At 69.2% G+C, this 20,214-nt stretch carries 16 protein-coding genes; 9 read left to right on the forward strand and 7 right to left on the reverse strand.

The window, feature by feature from the left end:
- Positions 1 to 37: 37 nt before the first annotated feature.
- From OG948_RS58310 to OG948_RS58320, 3 genes are all read right to left on the reverse strand, one after another.
- A protein-coding gene (locus tag OG948_RS58310) for an IS3 family transposase (protein WP_331773171.1) occupies positions 38 to 1,218 on the reverse strand; the annotation gives its coding sequence in 2 pieces (ribosomal slippage) (positions 38 to 954 and positions 954 to 1,218; 1,182 coding nt in all).
- Positions 1,219 to 1,616: 398 nt separating this feature from the next.
- Positions 1,617 to 3,155: a hypothetical protein gene (locus OG948_RS58315; protein ID WP_331773172.1), complete on the reverse strand. Its 1,539-nt coding sequence runs from the start codon at positions 3,153 to 3,155 to the stop codon at positions 1,617 to 1,619.
- Between the two features lie 117 nt (positions 3,156 to 3,272).
- On the reverse strand, positions 3,273 to 5,465 hold the full coding sequence (locus OG948_RS58320) for a SpoIIE family protein phosphatase (protein WP_331773173.1): 2,193 nt from the start codon (positions 5,463 to 5,465) through the stop codon (positions 3,273 to 3,275).
- Between the two features lie 683 nt (positions 5,466 to 6,148).
- Here OG948_RS58320 and OG948_RS58325 point away from each other — a divergent pair.
- From OG948_RS58325 to OG948_RS58350, 6 genes are all read left to right on the forward strand, one after another.
- Positions 6,149 to 7,528: a cytochrome P450 gene (locus OG948_RS58325; RefSeq protein WP_331773174.1), complete on the forward strand. Its 1,380-nt coding sequence runs from the start codon at positions 6,149 to 6,151 to the stop codon at positions 7,526 to 7,528.
- A gap of 30 nt (positions 7,529 to 7,558) precedes the next feature.
- Positions 7,559 to 7,783, forward strand: coding sequence for a ferredoxin (locus OG948_RS58330; protein ID WP_331773175.1), 225 nt, complete (start codon positions 7,559 to 7,561; stop codon positions 7,781 to 7,783).
- A gap of 76 nt (positions 7,784 to 7,859) precedes the next feature.
- Entirely contained in the window at positions 7,860 to 9,038 is a 1,179-nt protein-coding gene (locus OG948_RS58335; RefSeq protein ID WP_331773176.1) for an acyl-CoA dehydrogenase, read from the forward strand.
- Entirely contained in the window at positions 9,035 to 10,072 is a 1,038-nt protein-coding gene (locus OG948_RS58340; RefSeq protein WP_331773177.1) for a phosphotransferase family protein, read from the forward strand. The genes OG948_RS58335 and OG948_RS58340 overlap by 4 nt, the downstream gene beginning before the upstream one ends.
- Before the next feature lie 43 nt (positions 10,073 to 10,115).
- Positions 10,116 to 10,877: an SDR family oxidoreductase gene (locus tag OG948_RS58345; protein WP_331773178.1), complete on the forward strand. Its 762-nt coding sequence runs from the start codon at positions 10,116 to 10,118 to the stop codon at positions 10,875 to 10,877.
- A 206-nt stretch (positions 10,878 to 11,083) separates the two neighbouring features.
- Positions 11,084 to 11,944: an amidohydrolase family protein gene (locus OG948_RS58350; protein WP_331773179.1), complete on the forward strand. Its 861-nt coding sequence runs from the start codon at positions 11,084 to 11,086 to the stop codon at positions 11,942 to 11,944.
- On the opposite strand, the gene OG948_RS58355 is transcribed toward OG948_RS58350, so the two are convergent.
- From OG948_RS58355 to OG948_RS58370, 4 genes are all read right to left on the reverse strand, one after another.
- Positions 11,912 to 13,279 (reverse strand): MFS transporter, encoded by a 1,368-nt coding sequence (locus OG948_RS58355; RefSeq protein ID WP_331773180.1) that lies wholly within the window; start codon positions 13,277 to 13,279, stop codon positions 11,912 to 11,914. The genes OG948_RS58350 and OG948_RS58355 overlap by 33 nt on opposite strands.
- Before the next feature lie 64 nt (positions 13,280 to 13,343).
- A complete protein-coding gene (locus OG948_RS58360; protein ID WP_331773181.1) occupies positions 13,344 to 13,997 on the reverse strand; it encodes a TetR family transcriptional regulator in 654 nt (217 codons plus the stop codon).
- Positions 13,998 to 14,176: 179 nt separating this feature from the next.
- Entirely contained in the window at positions 14,177 to 15,340 is a 1,164-nt protein-coding gene (locus OG948_RS58365) for a thiolase C-terminal domain-containing protein (protein ID WP_331773182.1), read from the reverse strand.
- Positions 15,337 to 15,747 (reverse strand): OB-fold domain-containing protein, encoded by a 411-nt coding sequence (locus OG948_RS58370; protein WP_331773183.1) that lies wholly within the window; start codon positions 15,745 to 15,747, stop codon positions 15,337 to 15,339. The genes OG948_RS58365 and OG948_RS58370 overlap by 4 nt, the downstream gene beginning before the upstream one ends.
- 255 nt (positions 15,748 to 16,002) lie before the next feature.
- Here OG948_RS58370 and OG948_RS58375 point away from each other — a divergent pair, with 255 nt between their 5' ends.
- From OG948_RS58375 to OG948_RS58385, 3 genes are all read left to right on the forward strand, one after another.
- Positions 16,003 to 16,842, forward strand: a complete 840-nt coding sequence (locus tag OG948_RS58375) for a MaoC/PaaZ C-terminal domain-containing protein (protein ID WP_331773184.1) — start codon at positions 16,003 to 16,005, stop codon at positions 16,840 to 16,842.
- A gap of 77 nt (positions 16,843 to 16,919) precedes the next feature.
- Entirely contained in the window at positions 16,920 to 17,837 is a 918-nt protein-coding gene (locus OG948_RS58380) for an SDR family NAD(P)-dependent oxidoreductase (protein WP_331773185.1), read from the forward strand.
- A 5-nt stretch (positions 17,838 to 17,842) separates the two neighbouring features.
- Entirely contained in the window at positions 17,843 to 20,146 is a 2,304-nt protein-coding gene (locus OG948_RS58385; protein ID WP_331773186.1) for a CoA transferase, read from the forward strand.
- The last annotated feature ends 68 nt before the right edge of the window (positions 20,147 to 20,214 follow it).

The following is a 20,214-nucleotide window of genomic DNA, read 5'->3' on the forward strand; positions in this document are numbered from 1 at the left end:
GGGCCTCGCGTTTTTCGGACAGGGCCCGGCTGTCAGTTCATGCGGCCAGTCGCAACTCTTCGAACTCGGCTTGTACTTCGAGTGGAGGGCGGTAACCCACAGCCGAGTGAAGGCGTTTGCGATTGTACCAGAATCCTATGTACCGGGTGATATCCCGTCGGGCTGCATCGCGAGTCGGGTAACTCACTCGTGAGATCCGCTCGTTCTTCAATACCCCGAAGAAGGATTCGGCCATTGCGTTGTCGAAGCAGATCCCGGTACGGCCGACGGACCGGCGCAGGCCGAGTTCACCGAGCAGGCTCGCGTACTCGACCGACATGTAGTTGCTGCCGCGGTCCGAGTGGAATATCGCACCCCTCGCCAGGGTGCGGTTCCGTGCGGCGTTGCGAATCGCCCGGGATATCAGCGGGGTCCGGTAGTGGTCGTCCATCGCGTAGCCGACGACTTCCTTGGTGCAGCAGTCGATGACGGTTGCCAGATAGAGCCATCCCTCGCCCGTTGGAATGTAGGTGATGTCCCCGACGAGCTTTTCGCCGGGAGCCGAGGCGCTGAAGTCGCGGCCGACCAGGTCCGGCACGGGCGTGGACGCCGACTGGGTCAGCGACCGGCGCCTCGGGCGGGGCTGACAGGGCACCAGGTCCAGGTCGCGCATGATCCGGCGGACCAGCTCCGGGCCGGCCGGGGCGCCCCAGCGCAGCAGTTGGGCGTGGATGCGGCGATGTCCGTAGGTGCCGTCGGACATCTCGAAGGCCTTGGAGACGAGCAGCGTCAATTCCTCGCGCCGTTGTGTGGTCGCGGATTCCGGGCGGTGGCGCCAGTTGTAGTATCCGGACCTGGACACGCCGAGGCGATCGCACATGAATGCGATGGGATAAGCGTACTCCGCGGTGTCGAGTCGCATCGATTCGATGAACTCGTACTTTCCGGCTACCGGGAATCCTTCGCGAAGTACGCTGCGGCTTTTTTCAGGAAGGAGTTTTCCATCTCCAGCTCACGGACGCGGTTTTCGAGTTCCTTCAGCCTGGCGTGCTCGTCCACGGAGGACGCCTCGTCGGTGCTCTCGTGCTCACGTTTGTACTCCCGGACCCAGTTTCGGAGCGTCTCCGGGTGCAGATCGAGTTCTCGTGCGGTCTGCGCGATCGGCCGAGGAGCGGACTTCAGCGCCAGTTGAACCGCTTCCTCGCGGAACTCTGGCGTGTACGAGCTGGGACGTGCCATGGGCTCCTCGATTCCTTACAGGACAACCCTATTGGGTCCCTGTCCGGAACCTTCGTGGCACCTCAGTCGGTCCGCCGCGGCCGCGCTGGTGGCGCACGCCGTCCGCCTGGCCGCAGCCGCGTGAGCCGGTGGTGTCCCGGGCGTGCTACGCCCCGGTGCCCCGACCCGTGCCCGCCGGCCACTGCCCGGTGAAAGCCCACCCGCGCGTGCCCGGGCGCGTGTCCTGCCCGAGCCGGGCGGTGTGGGTGGTCGGCCGGCCGTGCCCTCCGGCTGTCGTGTTTTCCTGTTGTGATGCGGGCGGGTATCGAATGCGTTGGCCGCCCGCGATGCCCGTTCGGTGGGTCTACCCGCCGTTCGGTTGGGGTTGCACGATTCCCGTCGACGACTTCCCGCGCCCCCTACCATGCGCATGTCATCGGAGGGTCCTGGGGCGCGGGCGGTTCGGGGGAGGGTACGCCGCAGCCGACGATGGGGCCGGAAGCGCACGAGCAATCGTTCGCGTCGGAGAGGGGACGGTCGCGACGCCGTCGCACCGCCGTTGCGATCGCGGGGTCGAGATCACGTGTCTCCCGAAGCACCACCTCGTCGCAGTGGTCCCGAAGCATCTTGACCCAGGGCCGAAGGCGGGGCGGCCACGTTTCGACGAGCAGCGCCGTCGTGACCATGGCGGCGGGGACGGGGATCAGCACGATCAACAGCACCGACCGGATGGCGTGGGCCGTGTCCCACGACAGCAACCATGTCAGGTAGGCGATGACTCCCGCCGACCAGGGGAGGATCACCGATTGCATGCCGTCCCGCATGGGGGTACGCCGCGTCGGCGCGTCGGTCGCGAAGTACCTCTCGACTGGCCGGGGCGCGTGGGTTCGCAGGGCGGCGCGATAGGCGTCGTCCTCGTGGAGTTCGTACAGGCCGATGCCGTCGGGTCGCCTTCGCACCGCGGCGAGGGCGGCCGCCAGGAGGGGGTCCTCGGGCATCGGGGATTCGGCCCTCGACGTCGCGAAGGTGATCAGGCCCTCCCGGGACACGTGCACCCGGTCCTGGTGATGGAGCCGGCCCAGCACGATCTCGTCGACGGTCGACCAGCTCGGCACCGAGGCGTAGTCCACCGCTTCGTACACGCCCGGTCCCGCGGCGATCAGGCGCTCGACCACCGCCTTTTCGGCCAGGTTTCGCACTCTCCGGGCCCGCAGCAGACGCACGGACGGCACGAGTGCGATCGCCGTCAATCCTCCGAGCACCACGACGGACACGCCCCAGACACCCATCAACGCCTCCCGAGCACACGTCACAACCAGTGCGCGCAACGGCCCTTCAAGAGTGCATCCGGCGGACCGCCGCGTCGAGGGAATCGAGGAAGCAGCCTGCCGGTGTCGCGCTTTCGGTGTGGTGCGCGGGGTGGACCGGTTCGGGACCGGGAGGGTGTCGGCCCGGCGGGTCGAGGAGCTCCGGGAGATTGCGCAGGCGCGGTCGTACGCGACGGTGGCCGAGGCCACGTGCCGCGCACGGTGTCCGGGGGCGCTCCGAGGTCGGCGGCGATCGGCCGGTGGCCGCGCGCCCGCCGCGGCGACCAGGGCCCGGCCCATGAAGCGGGTCGTGTAGGTGCGGTGGGGCAGCAGCGTGGCGTCGAGCACGAGGTGGGTGGCCCGGCAGGCGGTGCACCGGGCGCGGTCCGGGTGGACCTCGACCAGGCTCCCGTCCAGGTCTCGTACCGCCCGGGGCTGGCGCGGCCCCACGGCCGCAGACAGCCGCCGCAGTTCGGGCCGCAGCGCACGGCGAGCCAACGCCCGCCTGGCCGCCATCGTGTCGTGGAGGTGGCGCTCGGAGCGGGCGCGCCCGCGGCGCGCATACAGTCGTACGCCGTCGTCGGCGAGCCGGAGGGTGCGCTGTTGACTCCACCCGGCGAAGCGGTACTCGCCGTCTCCGGACTGGACCATGGCGAGTACGTGATCGGCGGTGGTCAGTGTCAGGGGCCTGTGGGTCCGCGAGGGTTGCCATCTCCGTGATTCGGGAGGTGTGGGGCTCGAGGACGCAGTCGTCGTCGCGGATGCTGGTTACGGGTCGAGGCCGTCGAGGTCGAGTGGGATGGTCGGGACGGGTTCGGGCGGGTGTTGCCACGAGATCCGTGTCCAGATCGTTTTCCCTTGCTCTGTGTGTCGTGCGCCCCAGTGGCCTCCGGTGAGTTGGGCGACGATGAGCAGGCCTCGGCCGCCCTCGTCGCGTGGCCGTGCGTGTCTGAGGCGGGGGGATGTCGAGGCGTCGTCCGACACTTCGATGACGAGTTCCTCGGCGTCGCGGATCAGCCGCAGTCCCATGCGGGGTCCGGAGCCGTAGCGAACAGCGTTCGTGGCGAGTTCGGAGACGATCAGCTTGGCGGTGGCGACGAGGTCGTCCGAGGCGGCCAGTTCCGCCAGCCACCGGGTGGCGTGCGTCCGTGCGGAGGAGACCTGTGCCTCCTCGGCCGGGAATTCCCATGCCGTGGTGTCTTCGGCGGGTATCTCCCGGAGACGGGCGATCAGGAGCGTCGCATCGTCCTCCCGGTCGCGGGCCGTGGCGAAGGTCGTCAGGCGGTTCGCCAGGTCGCCGAGATCGTCGCCGGGCCGCAGGCCGGTTGCCTGTGCCCTCAGTGTGTCCATCCCGGCGCCGATGTCCCGGGTGCGACTCTCGACCAGCCCGTCGGTGAAGAAGACCAGGGTGGCGTCGGGTGGGAGGGCGATCTCGGTCACCTCGAACGGCAGCCAGCCCACGCCCAGCGGCGGGCCCGGGTCCAGATGGACGAAGGCGGCCGAGCCGTCCGGTTGGACCAGCAGGGGTGGGGGGTGGCCGGCGGTGGCGATGGCGAGGCGATGCCCCACCGGGTCGTAGACGGCGACGCAGCAGGTGGTGGCCGTGGGTCCGTCGGTTGCCTGCGGGGGTTCCCCGGTGGCCTCGGCCGCGATGCCGACGAGGCGGCTGAGGACTTCGTCGGGGGCGTCCGGGGGCTGGTCTTCGGCGAGTTCGACCACGATGTCGTCCAGGTGGGTGAGGACCTCGTCGGGGGCCTGGTCCAGGGTGGCCAGGGTTCGTGCGGCGGTGCGCAGGCGCCCCATCATGGCCGCGGCGTCGACGCCGTGTCCGACCGCGTCACCCACGACGAATGCCACGCGGCAGCCCGACAGGGGGATCACGTCGTACCAGTCGCCGGACGCGCGGTCGGACGGGAGGTAGCGGGCGACCGTCTCCGCCGCGGTGGTGCGGGCGTGGCCCGGCAGCATCGAGCGGTGCAGGCGGTAGACCAGTTCGATTTCACGTGTGTGTCGGCGGGCGTTGTCGATCGCCAGCGCCGTGCGCGCCGCGATTTCACCGAAAACCTGCCGGTCGTGCGCGTCGAAGGGCCGGGCGCCGTGCCGCCGCCAGACCTCCATGCTGCCGAGGGGGACCCCGCGGGCGAACAGGGCGATCCCCAGGTAGTCCGCGCCCGCCGACGGGACGAGGCGGGCCATCAGCGCCGGATCGTGGTCGAGTTCCCTGGCCATGGACTCCGGGTCGGGGATGGGCACGACATCGCCGCGCCGGTACATCTCCACGATCGGTACAGGCGGCATCGGGGGCATGGCCTCGCCGGGCTGCGCATACGGGGGCGGACACGGGCAGCCGGGGGAGTCCGTCACTGCGGCGCGATGCAGCCCCAATTCCGCTCCGCCGCGCCGTGGCGGTTCCCGACCCAGGAAAACCTCGTCGGCCAGGGTGACGCCCGCTGCGTCACCCAGGGCCGGGACCAGCAGATCCGTGATCTGCTGGGCGGTGACCACCACGTCCAGGCTCTCCCCGACGCTCTCCGTGGCCCGGAACAGCAGGTCGCGGCTGCGCCGCGCCCAGTGCTCGTCGGTCCGGTCGGCCAGCGTGACGAGGAGTGCGTCGGGGCCCGCCCGCAGCGCGGCGAGGGATACCACCAGCCCTGACGGTGGTCGGTTCGGCCGTTCCGGCATCGGCTGGGTCCGGTCGAGCAGGGGCTGACCGGTGGCCAGCACCCGGAGCAACTCCTGCTCCAGACCCGGGGCATCTTCCGGGGGCACGAGGGCGGGCAGTGAACCCCCCACTTTCAGGACCAGGCCGCGGAACGTGTCCGGGGCCTTCCAGACGCGACGAATCCGCAGGTCGGCGTCCGTGACGACGACACCTACGTCCCGCTGGCTCGTGAGCGCCCGCCACAGGAGATCGCGGTCGCTCATCGGCAGCGCCTCGTAGCCTGCCACCGAATCTGCCATGCGAACATTTTAGAACTTCATTCCATTTTCGTCGAAAAAGGAATTATGCGACTCTCTGGATTGTGGGCATCTCGCCTGCTCGGACCACTACGGGGCCTCCGTCCCACCCGACGGCCATCGGTCGACAACGGCCCTGCCCGCCGGCGGATCGGCTTCGCCGGGGAGGGCGACTGCGGATGGTTCCTGGATCAGCGCGGGAACGGATCGTGGTGGTGCCGCCCGCCGGAGCGAGTGGCCTGGGGGCAGGGATGTGAGCACGCGCGACGCCAACTCCCGGCGGTCGGTGGCGGCATTGGGCTCTCGTAGATCGGACGGCCTCGCGTGAGGCCGGCTCCCGATTCGAGGAATGCTTCGGCGCTCTTCCTGCGGGCCGTCGTTGTCGCCGGAGGTGGCCCGCCGACACGGCCGAGGAACACAGCGGGTCTCGATCCCCCACCCCACGCAAAGACCCTGGGTTGCGACGTGCGCCCGAGTCCTGGCCCGTTTGGCGAGGAGCCTCGGATGGTCCGGCGGCGCTTCCTTTGCCGACTTCGATGTCGCCGGCCCCCGATGGTACGGGATTCCCGGAGGGCAGCGGGCGGGAGCGGGCACCGGCGATGGTCGAACAGGCCACGAACCCCGGGTTCCCCTCACCGCAATGCGCGGGACCCCTCCACCGTCCGGATCGAGGACCTCCACACACCATGGCGATGACGATTCGGTGCCATCCGGAAAGCGGATTGCGAATCACCGGAAACCGAGCAGTTCCGACCTGGGACAGGAACCGTCCGCCTGATATTTTCCTGACGGGCTCCCGAAAAGACGCCGAGAGCGTCTTCAACGAAGAGGGACAGTTCATGCATCCGAATGAGTACGACCTCACGTCCGAGGAAGCCATCGCTCATCCCGAGCCCGTATTCGACGCAATGCGGAAACGCTGCCCCGTGCCCTACGTGGAAGCGATGGACACTTACATGCTGGCCCGCTATGACGATGTCAAGGCGGCCATGCGTGACCCGCTGACATTCTCAAGCGATCGCCCGTTCTTCGGGGCCGGTGATCCCGAACTCGAGGAGCTCCAGGCATCCGGCTACCCGCAGGTCCCCACTCTCACGATGACGGACCCGCCGATCCACACCCGGTACCGCAAGCTCGTGAACCAGGCATTCAGCCCCAAGGCGGTCCGAGCGCTGGAGCCGAGCATGAGACGGATCGTCCACGACCTGATCGACGGGTTCGTCGAGCGCGGCAGCGTGGAGTTCGTCAGCGAGTTCGCCAGCCTGGTGCCCGGATACATCATCGCGGACGCCTTGGGTCTGGCACGCGATGAACAAGATCGATTCATGGGGTGGGCGGACGACTTCGTGGACTCCATCCAGGGGAGAGAAATCCTCTCCCGGGAGCGGATGCTGGAAATCCAGCACCACGTCATCGACTTCCAGAAGTTCTTCGCGAACGAGATCGAGAAGCGGGAGCAGGCGTCCGGCGACGACCTGATCTCGGCGCTGTTGGCAGCCCGGGTCGGTGGCGAGCGGCCTTTGGACCGGCCGGAGATTCTCGATCTCATCCGAGTCTTCCTCACAGCCGGCAACGAGACGACCGCGAGCTGGATCTCGGGCACGATGAGGTTGCTGCTGAGCCACCGAAGCCAGTTCGAGGAGGTGCTCGCCGATCGAAACCTGATCCCGGCCATGCTCGAGGAGTCGGTACGGCTGGTCTCACCGGCGCGCTGGACTCGACGTACGATCGTCGGTCGGCCTGTGGAGATGAGCGGCACGGTGATTCCGGTCGGTGCGACGGTGCGCCCGCTGTGGACGTCGGCCAACCGAGACGAAGCCTACTTCCCGGAATCGGCGACCTTCGACATCCATCGTGACACTTCCGCCCACATGGCATTCGGCCACGGAGTCCACTTCTGTCTCGGGGTAAACCTCGCCCGTGCCGAGGCCAGGATAGCATTCGAGGTATTGTTCGAGCGGCTGCACGACATTCGTTCCGCTGTTCCTCTGGACGATGTGCGTACGCTGCCTTTCGTTGGCGTCAACAGATTGGCCACACTTCCGCTTCGATTCGCAGCGACATGATTCCGCATCTGCAGCCAAACGGGAGAGCGAATGAGAATCGAAGTCGATCTCAAGAGATGCAACAATCACGGCCAATGCGTGTTCTCCGCTCCCGAGGTGTTCAGCCTGGACGACCAGGGACTGCTTGCCTTTCGCGCCGAGTCCACCGACCGCTATGTATCGCCGGCTCTGGACGAATCGCAGCGCGAGCAGCTCCAGGAAGCGTCGGACATGTGCCCGACGCTGGCGATCACCCTGATGGAGGATGCGCCCTGACCGCGTCCGCGCCCGCCGATCATCAGCAGTCCGCCGGCCGGTGAATTCGCCGACACACTCGAAAGGAGCGGAGGACATGTCGTTCGACTTCACGGTGCCCGACCGGGTACGACACTGGCAGGAAGCCATTCGCGACTTCGTCGACTGCACGGTCATTCCGATCGAGCAAGAGGTGTTCGCCAACGGTCTGACGGACGATGTGCGCATCAGGCTTCAGGCCGCGGCCAAGGCGGCCGGTGTGTGGGCCCCCCAAGCGGCCGCGGCGGTCGGCGGTGGCGGATTCGGTTTCGACGAGGCCGCGGTGCTCCTCGAGGAGGCCGGCCGTTCGCTGCTCGGCCCGCTGGCCATCAACTGCGCGGCACCGGACGAGGGCAACATCCACCTGTTGAATGTCGTCGCGACCGAGGCGCAGAAGGAACGCTATCTCGTCCCGCTTGTCGCCGGTGACATGCGTTCCTGCTTCGCGATGACGGAGCCGCCCCCGGGAGCCGGGTCCGACCCGAGGGCCCTGCGCACATCCGCGACCCGAGTCGACGGCGGTTGGTCGATCTCGGGCGTCAAGCACCTGATCACCGGGGCCGAAGGCGCGGGATTGTGCATCGTCATGGCCGCAAACGCCGACGGCAGCGGAGCCACGATGTTCCTGATCGATCCCGACACGCCCGGCTATCGGATCACCGGCCACGCCCGCACCATCGACCGCACCATGGTCGGCGGCCATTGCCGGGTCACGTTCGATGACGTTCGCGTCGACGACGCGGCCGTCCTTGGTGCGCCGGGCGAAGGATTCCGTCAGGCCCAGGTCCGCCTGGCCCCGGCGCGGCTCACGCACTGCATGCGCTGGCTCGGAGCCGCGCGCCGCGCGCACGAGATCGCTCTGGCCCGCAGTGTCACCCGCGAGCTGTTCGGCGAACCGCTCGCGCAACACGGCATGGCGCAGCAAATGTTGGCGGACAATGAGATCGACCTCGCAGCCGCCCGTGCGCTGACGTGGCGAGCCAGTTGGACGATCGCCGAGGGCGACCGAAGCACGGAGTCCTCGTCCATCGCCAAGGTCTTCGTCAGCGAGGCAGCCGGCCGGATCGTCGACCGCAGCGTGCAGCTCTGCGGCGGTCTCGGTACGAGCGAGGAACTGGTCGTCGGACGGATCTACGCCGACATCCGGGCCTTCCGTATCTACGACGGCGCCTCGGAGGTGCACCGGATGTCGTTGGCCAAGCGCGCGGTGCGGCGGGCGAGGGCGGAGACCCGATGAGCCTCACCCGGAAAGACCTGCCCGGCCTGCCGCGGGAATCGGTCGCCACCTACCTGGGGAGGGAACTCGGTCTCGATTCCGACTGGTCCGCCGAGGTCATCTCCGGCGGCCTTTCCAACCTGACCTATCGGATCGAAGCCGGTGACCAGCGACTGGTGCTGCGCCGGCCGCCGCTGGGACATGCGTTGCGCGGCGCGCACGACATGCGACGCGAGCACCGGGCGCTGGTGGCGCTGGGCCCGACCCCAGTCCCCGTCCCCGAGGTGCTCGCTCTCTGCGACGACGAGAAGGTATTGGGCGCGCCGTTCTATGTCATGCGCGAGGTTCGCGGGCTTGTGGTGAGAGACGCCGCAGAGGCCGGCGAGCTGACGCCGGAACAGCGGGCCGCGCTCAGCGACGGCCTCGTCGATGCGCTGGGTGACCTGCACTCGGTGGACGTCGACGCGGTCGGCCTGGGCGACTTCGGCAAGCGGGGCGGCTATGCGGCCCGCCAGGTACGCACCTGGGGCAAGCAGTGGCAGAACTCGAGGACCCGTGAACTTCCGGACATGGACCGGTTGCTCGCCAGGCTGGAAGAAGCCGTGCCGGCCGACGAGGAGACCACGGTCGTGCACGGCGACTATCGACTCGACAACACCATTGTCAACACTGCCCCGCCACGGGTACTCGCCATCCTCGACTGGGAACTGGCCACCCTCGGGCACCCGGTGGTCGACCTCGCGTCCATGCTTACCTACTGGCACGACCGAGACGACGTTGAGCGGGGCTCCATTTCGGTGGCTGCCGGGTTGACGACCCTGCCCGGGTTCCGCACGACCACCGAGTTGGCCGAGCGCTACGCGGCCCGGACCGGACGTGATCTGTCCCAGCTGCCGATCTACCTGGCCCTCGCGGCGATGAAGCTCGCAGCAATCCTCGAAGGAGTGCATGCGCGCCACCTTGGCGGGCTCGCCGTGGGCGAGGGCTACGACAAGGTCGGGACGGCCGTGCCCGTTCTCGCGGCCCGTGGCCTCAGGCTGCTCGATGGCGCATAGCGCCCGGCCCGGCGCCGCACCCTTCCAGAAGGCAGGTCTTCGTATGAGCGTCCTGGATTCGTTTCGACTGGACGGCAAGGTCGCGGTCATCAGCGGCGCATCCTCTGGACTGGGGGTGCAGTTCGCCGTGAGCCTGGCCGAGGCCGGTGCGGATGTCCTGCTCGCCGCCCGCCGCGGAGACCGACTGGCCGAGACCGCGGAACTGGTCCGCGCGGCCGGCCGGGAGGCCCTCGCGGTGCCGGCCGACGTGACCAAGCCGGAGGACTGCCAGGCGGTTGTGGATGCGGCGATGAACCACTTCGGTCATGTCGACGTCCTGGTCAACAACGCCGGATTGGGAACCGCGGTACCGGCTCTTCGGGAAACGCCGGAACAGTTCCGGCAGGTCGTCGACATCAATCTCATGGGTGCCTATTGGCTCGCGCAGGCGTGCGCGCGAGTGATGCAACCCGGCAGTGCCATCGTCAACATTTCGAGCGTGCTCGCGTATACCACGGCCGGGCTGCCGCAGGCCGCCTACTCGGCGAGCAAGGCGGCGTTGGTCGGTCTGACCCGTGACCTCGCCCAGCAGTGGGCGCAGCGACTCGGCATCCGGGTCAACGCAATCGCCCCCGGCTACGTCGCATCGGAGATGACCGCCGTCTACGACGACGACCGACTCGCCAAGCTCACCAACCGCACTCTGCTCGGCCGGTTCGGATCAGCGCAGGAGATCGCGGCGACCATCATCTGGCTGGCCTCGGCCGCCGGTGGCTACATGTGTGGTCAGACGGTCATCGTCGACGGCGGTTTCAGTGTCACCTGATCGATGCAGATGACGCGGTGTGACTGCACTGATCGCCGATTCGATGCGGTTGGCTGCTCCCGCAGTGGCCACCCGCAGCCGACGGTCGGGGTGGTTGCCCCTGAGTCAGCGACTTCACAGCCGGCGCCGGTCGTCGGCGATGGCGAGTTGTCTGTGCGCAGCACGCCGGCGACGGCGCGCGGGCCAGTCGGAATTTCGGAGGAGACATGGGATACCGCGTTTTCGACGCAGCCGGCGCTGCCGAGCTTTCCATTCCGGTCATCGACTGTCATCACCACGTGGGGAACATCGAGCCCGACGAGTGGATGCAACCCGAGTGGCGGCAGCAGGATCAAGCCGACCGGCAGGACTTCATGGCAGCGAACGACATCGATCGCTGCGTCATCATGCCGATGCCGCTGATGACACTCACGCACGACAATCAGCGGTACGCGACCGCCCACGACGTGCTCGCCCGGTACCGCGACGAGCGGCCGGATCTCGTCGCGGCTGCCTGCGCCACGGTCAACCCTGCCGAGCCGCAGTCTGCGGAAGCCGAACTCGTCCGCTGTTTCGACGAGTTGGACTTCCGCGGTGTGTCCTACCACCACCGCTACCTCGGCCTGACCGTCAACGACGAACGCATGTCGGTGGTGCTCGAGACGGCGAGGGCGTTCGACCGCGCGGTGCTCGTCCACATCCTCGCCGAGTCCTCCGACATGGAGTCACCCTGGCGGCTCTTCGCGCTGGCACGCCGATATCCCGACGTGCGCTTCCTCGCGCTCGACGGCTTCTCCAGCCCGCAGCAGGCGGCCCAACTCGTCGAGGTCGCCGGCGACTTCCCCAACGTCTGGTTCGACACCGGCGTCGCGACGGCCGTGGCGCATGGATTCGCGCACTTCGTCGAGCGCTGGGGACCGGACCGGCTCGTACTCGGCACCGACCACTACTCCGGGCCGCGCAACTTCTACACGGCGTTCCCTGTCCGGGAGATGCACGCAATCGGTTTCGCTCCCGATGTTCTCGCGCGGATCGCGTACCGCAACGCCGGCGAGCTACTGGGACTCGACTTCGACGGGTCGACCTGACCTGCGGCGCCTGAGCCTCGTGCTGAGAAGTGCCGCGGCGGCGAAAAGGCCCGCCGACAGCGCGAACACGATGACGAACGGCTGTGGCGTGGTCGCGTCGGCGGCGATCGCGGTCCCGGCGCCTATGCCGACCACGCCGCCGATCTGATTCGCGGTCTGCTGCAGCGAGACGACGAGGCCGACTTCGTCCGGGGGCGTGGTGCGAATCGTGGCGGACACGAGCGGGGGTTGGACGAGCCCCAGGGCCAGGCCGCTCGCCGCCAGCAGGACCGCCATCGGCGCGAGCTCGCGAAGATGGCTCGCGACGCTCAGGCCACCGCTTACGGCTGCGAGCACGATGGCCGCACCCGTGACCACGCGTCGCTCACCCCGTCGCTCACTCAAGGCGGCCGACGCGGGTGCGGCCGCCAGGATGAGCGAGGTCCGTGGGGCGCTCACGAGAGAGGTCGCGGTCGTGGAGAGACCGAACACCGACTGCAGGAGCAGGGGGGCCGTCACGAAGTTCCCCATCCATGCGATGTTGACCACGAAGGAGACACCGCATCCCACCGCCGTGTCCCGGTCGGTCAGCAGGTGCAGCGGAAGCAGCGGATGGCGCGCTCGACGCTCGACGCTCACCAGGGCGAGGAGGGAGACGGGTGCGACGGCGAGGATCGGCAGCGCGAGGGCGGGGGAGCCGGAGAGCAGTCGGTTCAGTCCGAATGTGACGGAGAACGTGGTGACGCCGAGCAGGCAGGCGCCCGGCAGGTCGAGGGACGGGGACGGCCCGGGTCTCCTGGTCGCGGGCAGCACGCCCGCACCTGCGACGAGGGCCGCAGCGGCGGCGCCGGCCTGAGCCAGGAAGAGCGCTCGCCACCCGATCAGGTCGACCAGGGGTCCGCCGACGACCAGGCCGCCGGCCGCTGCCGCGGCCTGGGTCGCGCCGGCGAGCGAGGATGCGCGAACCCTCTTCTCCTCGGTGAACGTGGCGAACAGGGTCGCGTAGGTGCTCGGCACCATGGCCGCCGCGCCGGTCTGCGACAGCGTGCGGAACGCGATGAGACTCGGCGCATCCCAGGCGAACGCCGTGGTTCCGGCGAACAACGTCGCGGTCGCCAGTCCGAGGAGATAGATCCGCCGATGACCGTGAATGTCGCCGAGGCGACCGAACAACGGCATCGCGGTTGCAGCCGCCAGCATGGGAGCCGTGGTGGTCCACGAGACGACGGACGGCACGGAGTGGACGTCCCGCGCTATCCGACCGACCGAGATCGTCAAGAGGGTGACGGGCAGCGTGGTGACGAAGAGACCGAGAAGACAGGTGACAAGGATCCAGGTGGATCGTGGACCGCGCATCCTCAATCACGGTCCGGACGGGCGGTTCCCGGTCGTGCCGGCGGCGCATGGCGATTCCGCCTGGCTATCGGACCCGGCGGGTTCCCGTCTTCACATCTGCGTGTTGGGCCGGCGTCTCGGAAGTGAGCATCCGGGTTCCGGCGAACGCCAGCCGTTCCTCGACGTACTCCGCAGTCATGGCACCGTCGAGCCAACTGAGCACGCTGCTGTTGAGCAACGACTCGAGCACGTGCAGGGCGAGGTACTCGTCGGCCGTGGTCTCGTGGTCCGGTCCCCAGGCTGCGAGCGCCGCGATGTCGACGAAGGAGTTCCGCAGTGGCTCCGCGACCGGGCCGCGGCCGAGCCCGAGCGGGCGCGGCGAGTGGTGGATGCTCATCGCGGCCTGCGCGAAGCCGCGATCGCGGGTCATCGCGCGGAAGGCCCGGATGAACACCGTCGCCGCCCGCGCGTCGGGCGTCGAGTTGCGCGGCGGCCGCGCGATGACGTCGTCGCGCAGCAGCTGCACGTCCGTGTCGACGAAGGCCCGGATGAGATCGTCCTTCGAGGGGTAGTAGCGATAGAGCGTGGCGAGCGCGACGCGAGCGCGCTTGGCGACCTCGCGCATCTGGACCGCCTCGTAGCCGCCTTCGGACGCGAGCTGACGTGCCGTCTCGATCACCTGGTTGGCGCGGAAGGCTTGCGCCGCAGGTGTGCGCCCGGTGGTTCGAATCGCTGACATCGTCACTCCGAGATCCTTCGCCACGCACTGTCGGTGCATGGTATCCGTGGCGACCGGTGTCCCTTGCTCGGCGGCCCGCCGACTGTCGCCCGAACCCGGCACATTCACGATAGCGGAGCCGTACACCCCGCCGACCCGATCTTCCCAGGCAGCGCAGTCGATCCTGCGGCGCTGCCATGTCAGGCCGGGTGGCGCGCGAGCACCAGGCTGCCGGCGGCCGCGAAGAACATGCCCACGCCGAGTACGAAGCTGACCTCCACGCCCGGAACCTGTGCGTGTGCCTCGCCGCGGAGCTGTCGAACCGCCTCCTGGATGGCGTACATGCCGTACATGCCGGAGTGCGTGTAGGAGAGCCCGCCGCCGTTGGTGTTCACCGGCAGGCGTCCGCCCTTGACGGTGTTCCCCTCGGCGACGAAATCACCGGACTCACCGCGTCCGACGAACCCGGCGTCCTCGAGCGCGTACAGCGGGAGGTGCGCGAACGCGTCGTAGGCCATGAAGTGATCGATGTCCGCGTGCGTGAGTCCCGCTGTTCGGAAGGCCTCCGCGCTCGCGTGCCGAAATGCCGCGAACGACCCCGGATCGGCCATCTGTGAGACGATCGACGATTCCGCGGACTCGCCCGATCCGAGGAGGTACACGGCTCGGTTCGTCGACGGCAGGTCACGTGCTCGTTCGGCGCTGGTGAGTACGAGCGCTCCGCCGCCGTCGGTGACCACGCAGCACATGTCGCGGGTGAACGGGTAGGCGATGGTCGGACCGCCCAGGACGTCGGCGACGGTGACCGGGTCACGCCGCGCCGCGCGGGGATTGTCGACGGCCCAGGTGCGCTGGGCGACCGCGACGTGGGCCAGGTGTTCGACGGTCATTCCCCGGTCGTGCAGGAAGCGGAGCGCCGGAACGGTGAACGTCGAGTACGGGGCCTGGGCGCCGTAAGGCTGTTCGAACTGGCCGCTGATTGCCGCCGGGTTTCGGATCCACGGGTCCGCACCGACGCCGGATCGACCGGACTCGCCGTGCGTCACCAGCACGATGTCGGCCGCACCGGCGGCGATCGCCGCCGCCGCGTGCCGGACGTGCAGGAGGAAACTGCAACCGCCGACAAGCGTGCCGTCGAGCCATCGCGGCGTGATGCCGAGGTAGTGGGAGATGTCTTGCGGATAGATGCCGGCGGTGGCGATCCCGTCGACGTCGGAAATCGTCAGGCCCGCGTCGCGCAGCGCGTTGCGCGCGGCCTCCGCGTGCAGGCCGAGCACCGAGGCCTCGGGGCGCTTCCCGATGGTGTCGGTCTCCGAAGCGCCGACGATCGCCACCCGGCCACCGTGCATCGAGGTCGCGCTCATGCCGCGACCGCCATCGGCTTGAACACGGGGAGCCGGACGTCGCCGCGGTCGACGAACGCCACCTCGAGCGCAAGATCCAGAGGCAAATGCTCGGGTGCGGGCTCGACGCCGACGATGGCGGTCATCATGCGCGGCCCCTCGTCCAACTCGACGAGCGCGACGATCTGCGGCACCGTCGCATCGAACGGCGGCAGGGGGCGATGGTTGATGACGTAGGAGACGAGCCTCGCGCGCCCGGCGACGGTTCGCCATTCCACACTTTCGCCGCCGCACCGGGGGCACGCGGGTCGGGGGTAGAAGTAGTGGCGCGCGCACTGCAAACAGAACTGCACCGACAGATCGCCACGCGCGGCGGCCTCCCAATACGGCGCCGTCTCCGGCGTCGGGGTCGGCTCGAAGCCAGACATCAAGGTTCCTCTCGACGACTCACGCTCGGGTCAGTCCACCGCCGAGGGTCGTTCCTGGTTCAGCCGGCGCGGACTGTCGGTGCGAATTTCACGGATCACGACCTCAAGGTCAACGTCATCCACCGAATGTGGCATCGCACTATCCGGAGAACGGTTGATCGATTGCCCAGGTGGGGGGCGCGTGGTCGGATTCCGGTGCCGGCGGGTGGTCGGTGGTGCGGTGCCGACGAGGTGCACAGCCGGGAGGACGAGACGATGCCGATTGACGAATCGCTGGTGGGCCGAAGCGGTCCTGCCGTGCGACGGAGCTGGACCGCCGACGACGCGATGCTCTACGCGATCTCGGTCGGAGCCGGACAGATCAATCCGTTGAGCGAGCTCGCGTTCACGACCGAGAACACCTGCGGCCACGAGCAGTTGGTCCTGCCGACATTCGCGAACGTGGCCCTGGGCGTCGAGCTCCCGTTGCCCGACGACGTCGACATGACCAAGATGCTGCACGCCGAGCAGGCCTTCGAACTCGCGGGCACCTTGGCGACGAGCGGGGCTGTCAACTCCCGGTGCGAGATCGCGGGCGTGTACGACAAGGGATCGGGTGCGCTCGTCGAGACGGTCACCACTGCGCACGATGACGCCGGTTCACTGGCGGCGACGCTGCGCACGTCGGTGTTCTTCCGCGGGTACGGGGGCTTCGGCGGGGACCGAGGACCGTCGTCGTCGTGGGAATTGCCGACCCGGGCACCCGACCACGTCGTCATCTATGCGACCCGGTCCGACCAGGCGCTGCTGTACCGCCTCACCGGCGACCGCAACCCGCTGCACACCGACCCGTCGTTCAGCTCGCGCGGCGGGTTCGAGCGGCCGATCCTGCACGGCATGTGCACCTACGGGTACACGGGACGAGCCCTGTTGCACGCGGCGGCCGACTCCGATCCGAAGAGGTTCCGGTCGATGTCGGGACGCTTCACCAAGCCCATCGTGCCGGGGGAGACCCTCACGGTCAGCATCTGGGTCGACGGCGAGACCGCGCGGTTCCGGACGACGGACTCGGCCGGGAACGCCGTGATCGATCGGGGACGGGCGCTCATCGGCTGAGTGCTCGGCACGTACGACCGAACAACACGCTCGCCGATGCACGCGGGCGCGATCAACCCTGGAACGTGGAGGAGAAGATGGGAAACCTCGAGGGGCGAGTGGCGATCATCACCGGTGCCGGACGAGGGATCGGTGCATCGGTCGCCCGGTTGTTCGCCGCGGAGGGAGCCAGGCTCGTCCTCAACGACCTCGGCGCCGAGTCGGACGGGCGCGGGGCGGACCTCGGCCCGGCCCGCGAGGTCGCCGAGGAGATCATCGCCAGGGGTGGCGAGGCGATCGTCGACGGTGGCGACGTCGCCGACTCCGAGACCGGCCGGCGGTTGGTCGACTCCGCGGTGGAGAAGTACGGCCGGCTCGACGTCCTGGTCAATGCCGCCGGCATCCTGCGTGACCGGATGATCTTCAACCTCGGCGAGGAGGACTGGGACGCCGTCATCCGGGTCCACCTCCGCGGCCACTACAGCACGATCCGCCCGGCGTCCGCGTACTGGCGCGCACAGCGCAAGCCCGACGGGCACTTCCGCATCATCAATTTCACCTCGGACTCCGGCCTGCAAGGTTCTCCTGGTCAGCCGAACTACGCAGCGGCGAAGATGGGCGTGGTGGGGCTCACGATGTCGCTCGCCAACGCGCTGGGGCGCCTCGGCGTGACCGCCAACGCCATCGCCCCCGGTGCCACGACCCGCCTCACCGCGGCCGTCGACCCGGACAAGGCCGCGGGCGCCGACGCGGCGACCGTCGCCGACATGACACCCGAGAACGTCGCACCGCTGGTCGCCTATATCGCCGGCACCGGCTCGGACTGGTTGTCCGGTCGGGTGTTGGGCGCGGTGGGGCGGCAGATCACGTTGTGGAACACGCCCGAGGTGGTCCGGTCCCTCGAGTCCGACGGCCCGTGGGGCGTCGCCGACCTCATGGACCGCGTCGAAAAGGAGTTCCGGCCGGTCGCCGACGGTCCGGCGCCGTCCATCTTCACGTCCCGGATACCGAGGTGAGCACGATGTCGTCGACCGCCGCACCCGGAGCCCTGCACGGGCGGCGGGTGCTGGAACTCGGGGTCAGCACTGCGGCCGCCGTCACCGGCATGCTGTTCTCCGACTTCGGCGCAGACGTGGTGCTCGTTGAGCGGCCCGACAGCGGGCAACGGCGCCGTGACGTGCCGGGATACGCCGTATGGGACCGGGGCAAACGTTCGGTATGCCACCCGGCCGACGACCGGCGCGGGCGGGCGTGGCTCGCCCGGGCGCTGGCCGCAGCGGACGTCTGCATCCTCGCGCCGAACGAGTCGCTCGCGGCGTACGGGGACCAGGTGGTGAATGCCGCGGAGGCCAACCATCGGCTGGTCGTGCTGGAAATGCCGGCCTACCTCGCCGAGGGGAGCCCCTGGCTCGGGGACGAGGAGTCCGAGGCGATGCTGAGCGCGCACACCGGTGTGTCCTGGCGCCAGGCCTCGCAGGACGGCGCACCGGTCGACTTCGTCGTGCCGTACCTCAGCCACATCCAGGGCGTCTGGGCGGCCGCCTGCGCGCTTGCCGCCCTCGTCGAACGGGAGCGATCCGGGCGCGGCCAACACGTGACCGTCACCGGTGTCAACGCGGTGATGGAGGCGAGCTCGTACACGCTGGCCGTCTCTCCCGACGCACCCGACCTCGACACCGCGGTCGGCGTGCTCGGACGCCACCCGACCTATCGGGCGGTGCGCGCCGCGGACGCCTGGCTCGCCTGCGGCGCTCTCGGCCCGAAGTTCGAGCGAGCCGTCCTGGAGGTGCTCGGGATCGCGGACATCCTCGACGACCCACGGCTGGCCGGGACGACGACGAACATGGTGCTGCCCGAGAACGTCGAGTGGGTCATGGAACGGGTGTCCGCCGCGTTCCGCTGCCGCCCACGCGACGTCTGGCTGCGCGAACTGGAGGAGCGCGGTGTCCCGGCGGGCCCGGTTGGGTCGCGCGACGATTGGCTCGATCACCCACAGGTCGCGGCCAACGATCTTCGGGTCGACGTGCAGGACGCCGACCGCGGCACCGTCGCCATGCCCGGCGTGCCACTGCGCTTCGGCAGGTCGCCCGCGCGGGTCGCCGGTGCCGCGCCACCCCTCGGCGAGCACAACGACCACCCGTCCTGGCCGCCGCGGGAGTCGGCGGCGCCGGCCGGACCATCGGCGCCGAGTCCGGGCCCACTGCACGGGATGCGGATCCTCGACATGGGAACCTTCGTCGCCACGCCGTACGCGGGTTTCCTCCTCGCGGAACTCGGCGCGGACGTGGTCAAGATCGAGCCGACGACCGGTGATCCGTTCCGCGACGCCGGATTCGTCTTCAACCGTGGCATGCGCAGTCTTGCCGTCGACCTGCGCGCCGAGGCGGGTCGCCGCCTCGTGCGGCGGGTGTGCGACGGCGCGGACGCGCTGATCGGCGGGATGCGCCCCGGCGTGATGGCCGCGTTGGGTCTGGACCACGCCCACCTGAGCACGTCGAACCCCGACCTCGTGTCGGTCTCGTTGTCCGCCTACGGCGTCTGTGGGCCGATGGCCGACCGGGGCGGTGTCGACATGGTCGTGCAGGCCATGAGCGGCATGATGAGCGCCCAGGGCGACCTCGAGCTGCCGATCGCCACGACGATTGCCATCATCGACGTCACGGCGGCGGCGTTGTGCGCCCTCGGGGTCGTCGCCGCCTTGCTGCACCGGGAGTGCAGCGGAGCCGGACAGCAGGTCTCGGCGTCCCTCGTCGGTGCCGCGTCGCTGCTCGAGTCGGGTGACCTCGTCCGGTTCCCGGGCCGAGCCCCGACAGTCCGGAGCGGCCCGGACTTCAAGGGGCCCGGCCCGCTCGATCGCTACTACCCGGTGTCGGACGGTTGGGTGCGTCTGCAGTCGCGCGATCCGCGACTGACGGTCGACGACGTGCTCGGCTCGGCCCCGGGCGACCCCGTCGACCGCATGCGGATCTCGCTCGCCGACCTCGACGCGCGGGAGGCGATCGCCTTGCTGGCCCGGTTCGGGATTCCCGCCGTCCGCGCCCGCCGGATCTCGGAGGCGGTCTCCGACCCCCGCTTGCGGTCGGCCGAGTTCGTGCACCTCAGGACCGCGACCGACGGGTCGGTCTTCGCCACCACCGGTCGACACGCCACCTTCTCCCGCACGCAACGCAGCGGACCGATGAGCCCGCCGGGCATCGGCGAGCACACGACCGCCGTCCTGAGCGAGGCGGGGGTGGGCGAATCCGACATCCGTGCCGCACTCGCGGACGGTGTCGCGGCCGAGGGCGGACCCGTCGCGATGCAGCTCCGGGCCGTCTACCGCTGAGCCGCGCGGCCTGCGCGGACCAGGCCGACCTTGTCGGCTTCGGATGCTTGACACGTGACACCACGAAC

It is taken from the genome of Embleya sp. NBC_00888 (genome assembly GCF_045207655.1).
Classification (GTDB): domain Bacteria; phylum Actinomycetota; class Actinomycetes; order Streptomycetales; family Streptomycetaceae; genus Embleya.

Bases quoted from the DNA above. Each gene is read 5' to 3' on its own strand.
- OG948_RS58315 (WP_331773172.1), bottom strand. From the start codon at position 3,155: ATGGTCCAGTCCGGAGACGGCGAGTACCGCTTCGCCGGGTGGAGTCAA.
- OG948_RS58320 (WP_331773173.1), bottom strand. From the start codon at position 5,465: ATGGCAGATTCGGTGGCAGGCTACGAGGCGCTGCCGATGAGCGACCGC.
- OG948_RS58325 (WP_331773174.1), top strand. From the start codon at position 6,149: ATGGCGATGACGATTCGGTGCCATCCGGAAAGCGGATTGCGAATCACC.
- OG948_RS58330 (WP_331773175.1), top strand. From the start codon at position 7,559: ATGAGAATCGAAGTCGATCTCAAGAGATGCAACAATCACGGCCAATGC.
- OG948_RS58335 (WP_331773176.1), top strand. From the start codon at position 7,860: ATGTCGTTCGACTTCACGGTGCCCGACCGGGTACGACACTGGCAGGAA.
- OG948_RS58340 (WP_331773177.1), top strand. From the start codon at position 9,035: ATGAGCCTCACCCGGAAAGACCTGCCCGGCCTGCCGCGGGAATCGGTC.
- OG948_RS58345 (WP_331773178.1), top strand. From the start codon at position 10,116: ATGAGCGTCCTGGATTCGTTTCGACTGGACGGCAAGGTCGCGGTCATC.
- OG948_RS58350 (WP_331773179.1), top strand. From the start codon at position 11,084: ATGGGATACCGCGTTTTCGACGCAGCCGGCGCTGCCGAGCTTTCCATT.
- OG948_RS58355 (WP_331773180.1), bottom strand. From the start codon at position 13,279: ATGCGCGGTCCACGATCCACCTGGATCCTTGTCACCTGTCTTCTCGGT.
- OG948_RS58360 (WP_331773181.1), bottom strand. From the start codon at position 13,997: ATGTCAGCGATTCGAACCACCGGGCGCACACCTGCGGCGCAAGCCTTC.
- OG948_RS58365 (WP_331773182.1), bottom strand. From the start codon at position 15,340: ATGAGCGCGACCTCGATGCACGGTGGCCGGGTGGCGATCGTCGGCGCT.
- OG948_RS58370 (WP_331773183.1), bottom strand. From the start codon at position 15,747: ATGTCTGGCTTCGAGCCGACCCCGACGCCGGAGACGGCGCCGTATTGG.
- OG948_RS58375 (WP_331773184.1), top strand. From the start codon at position 16,003: ATGCCGATTGACGAATCGCTGGTGGGCCGAAGCGGTCCTGCCGTGCGA.
- OG948_RS58380 (WP_331773185.1), top strand. From the start codon at position 16,920: ATGGGAAACCTCGAGGGGCGAGTGGCGATCATCACCGGTGCCGGACGA.
- OG948_RS58385 (WP_331773186.1), top strand. From the start codon at position 17,843: ATGTCGTCGACCGCCGCACCCGGAGCCCTGCACGGGCGGCGGGTGCTG.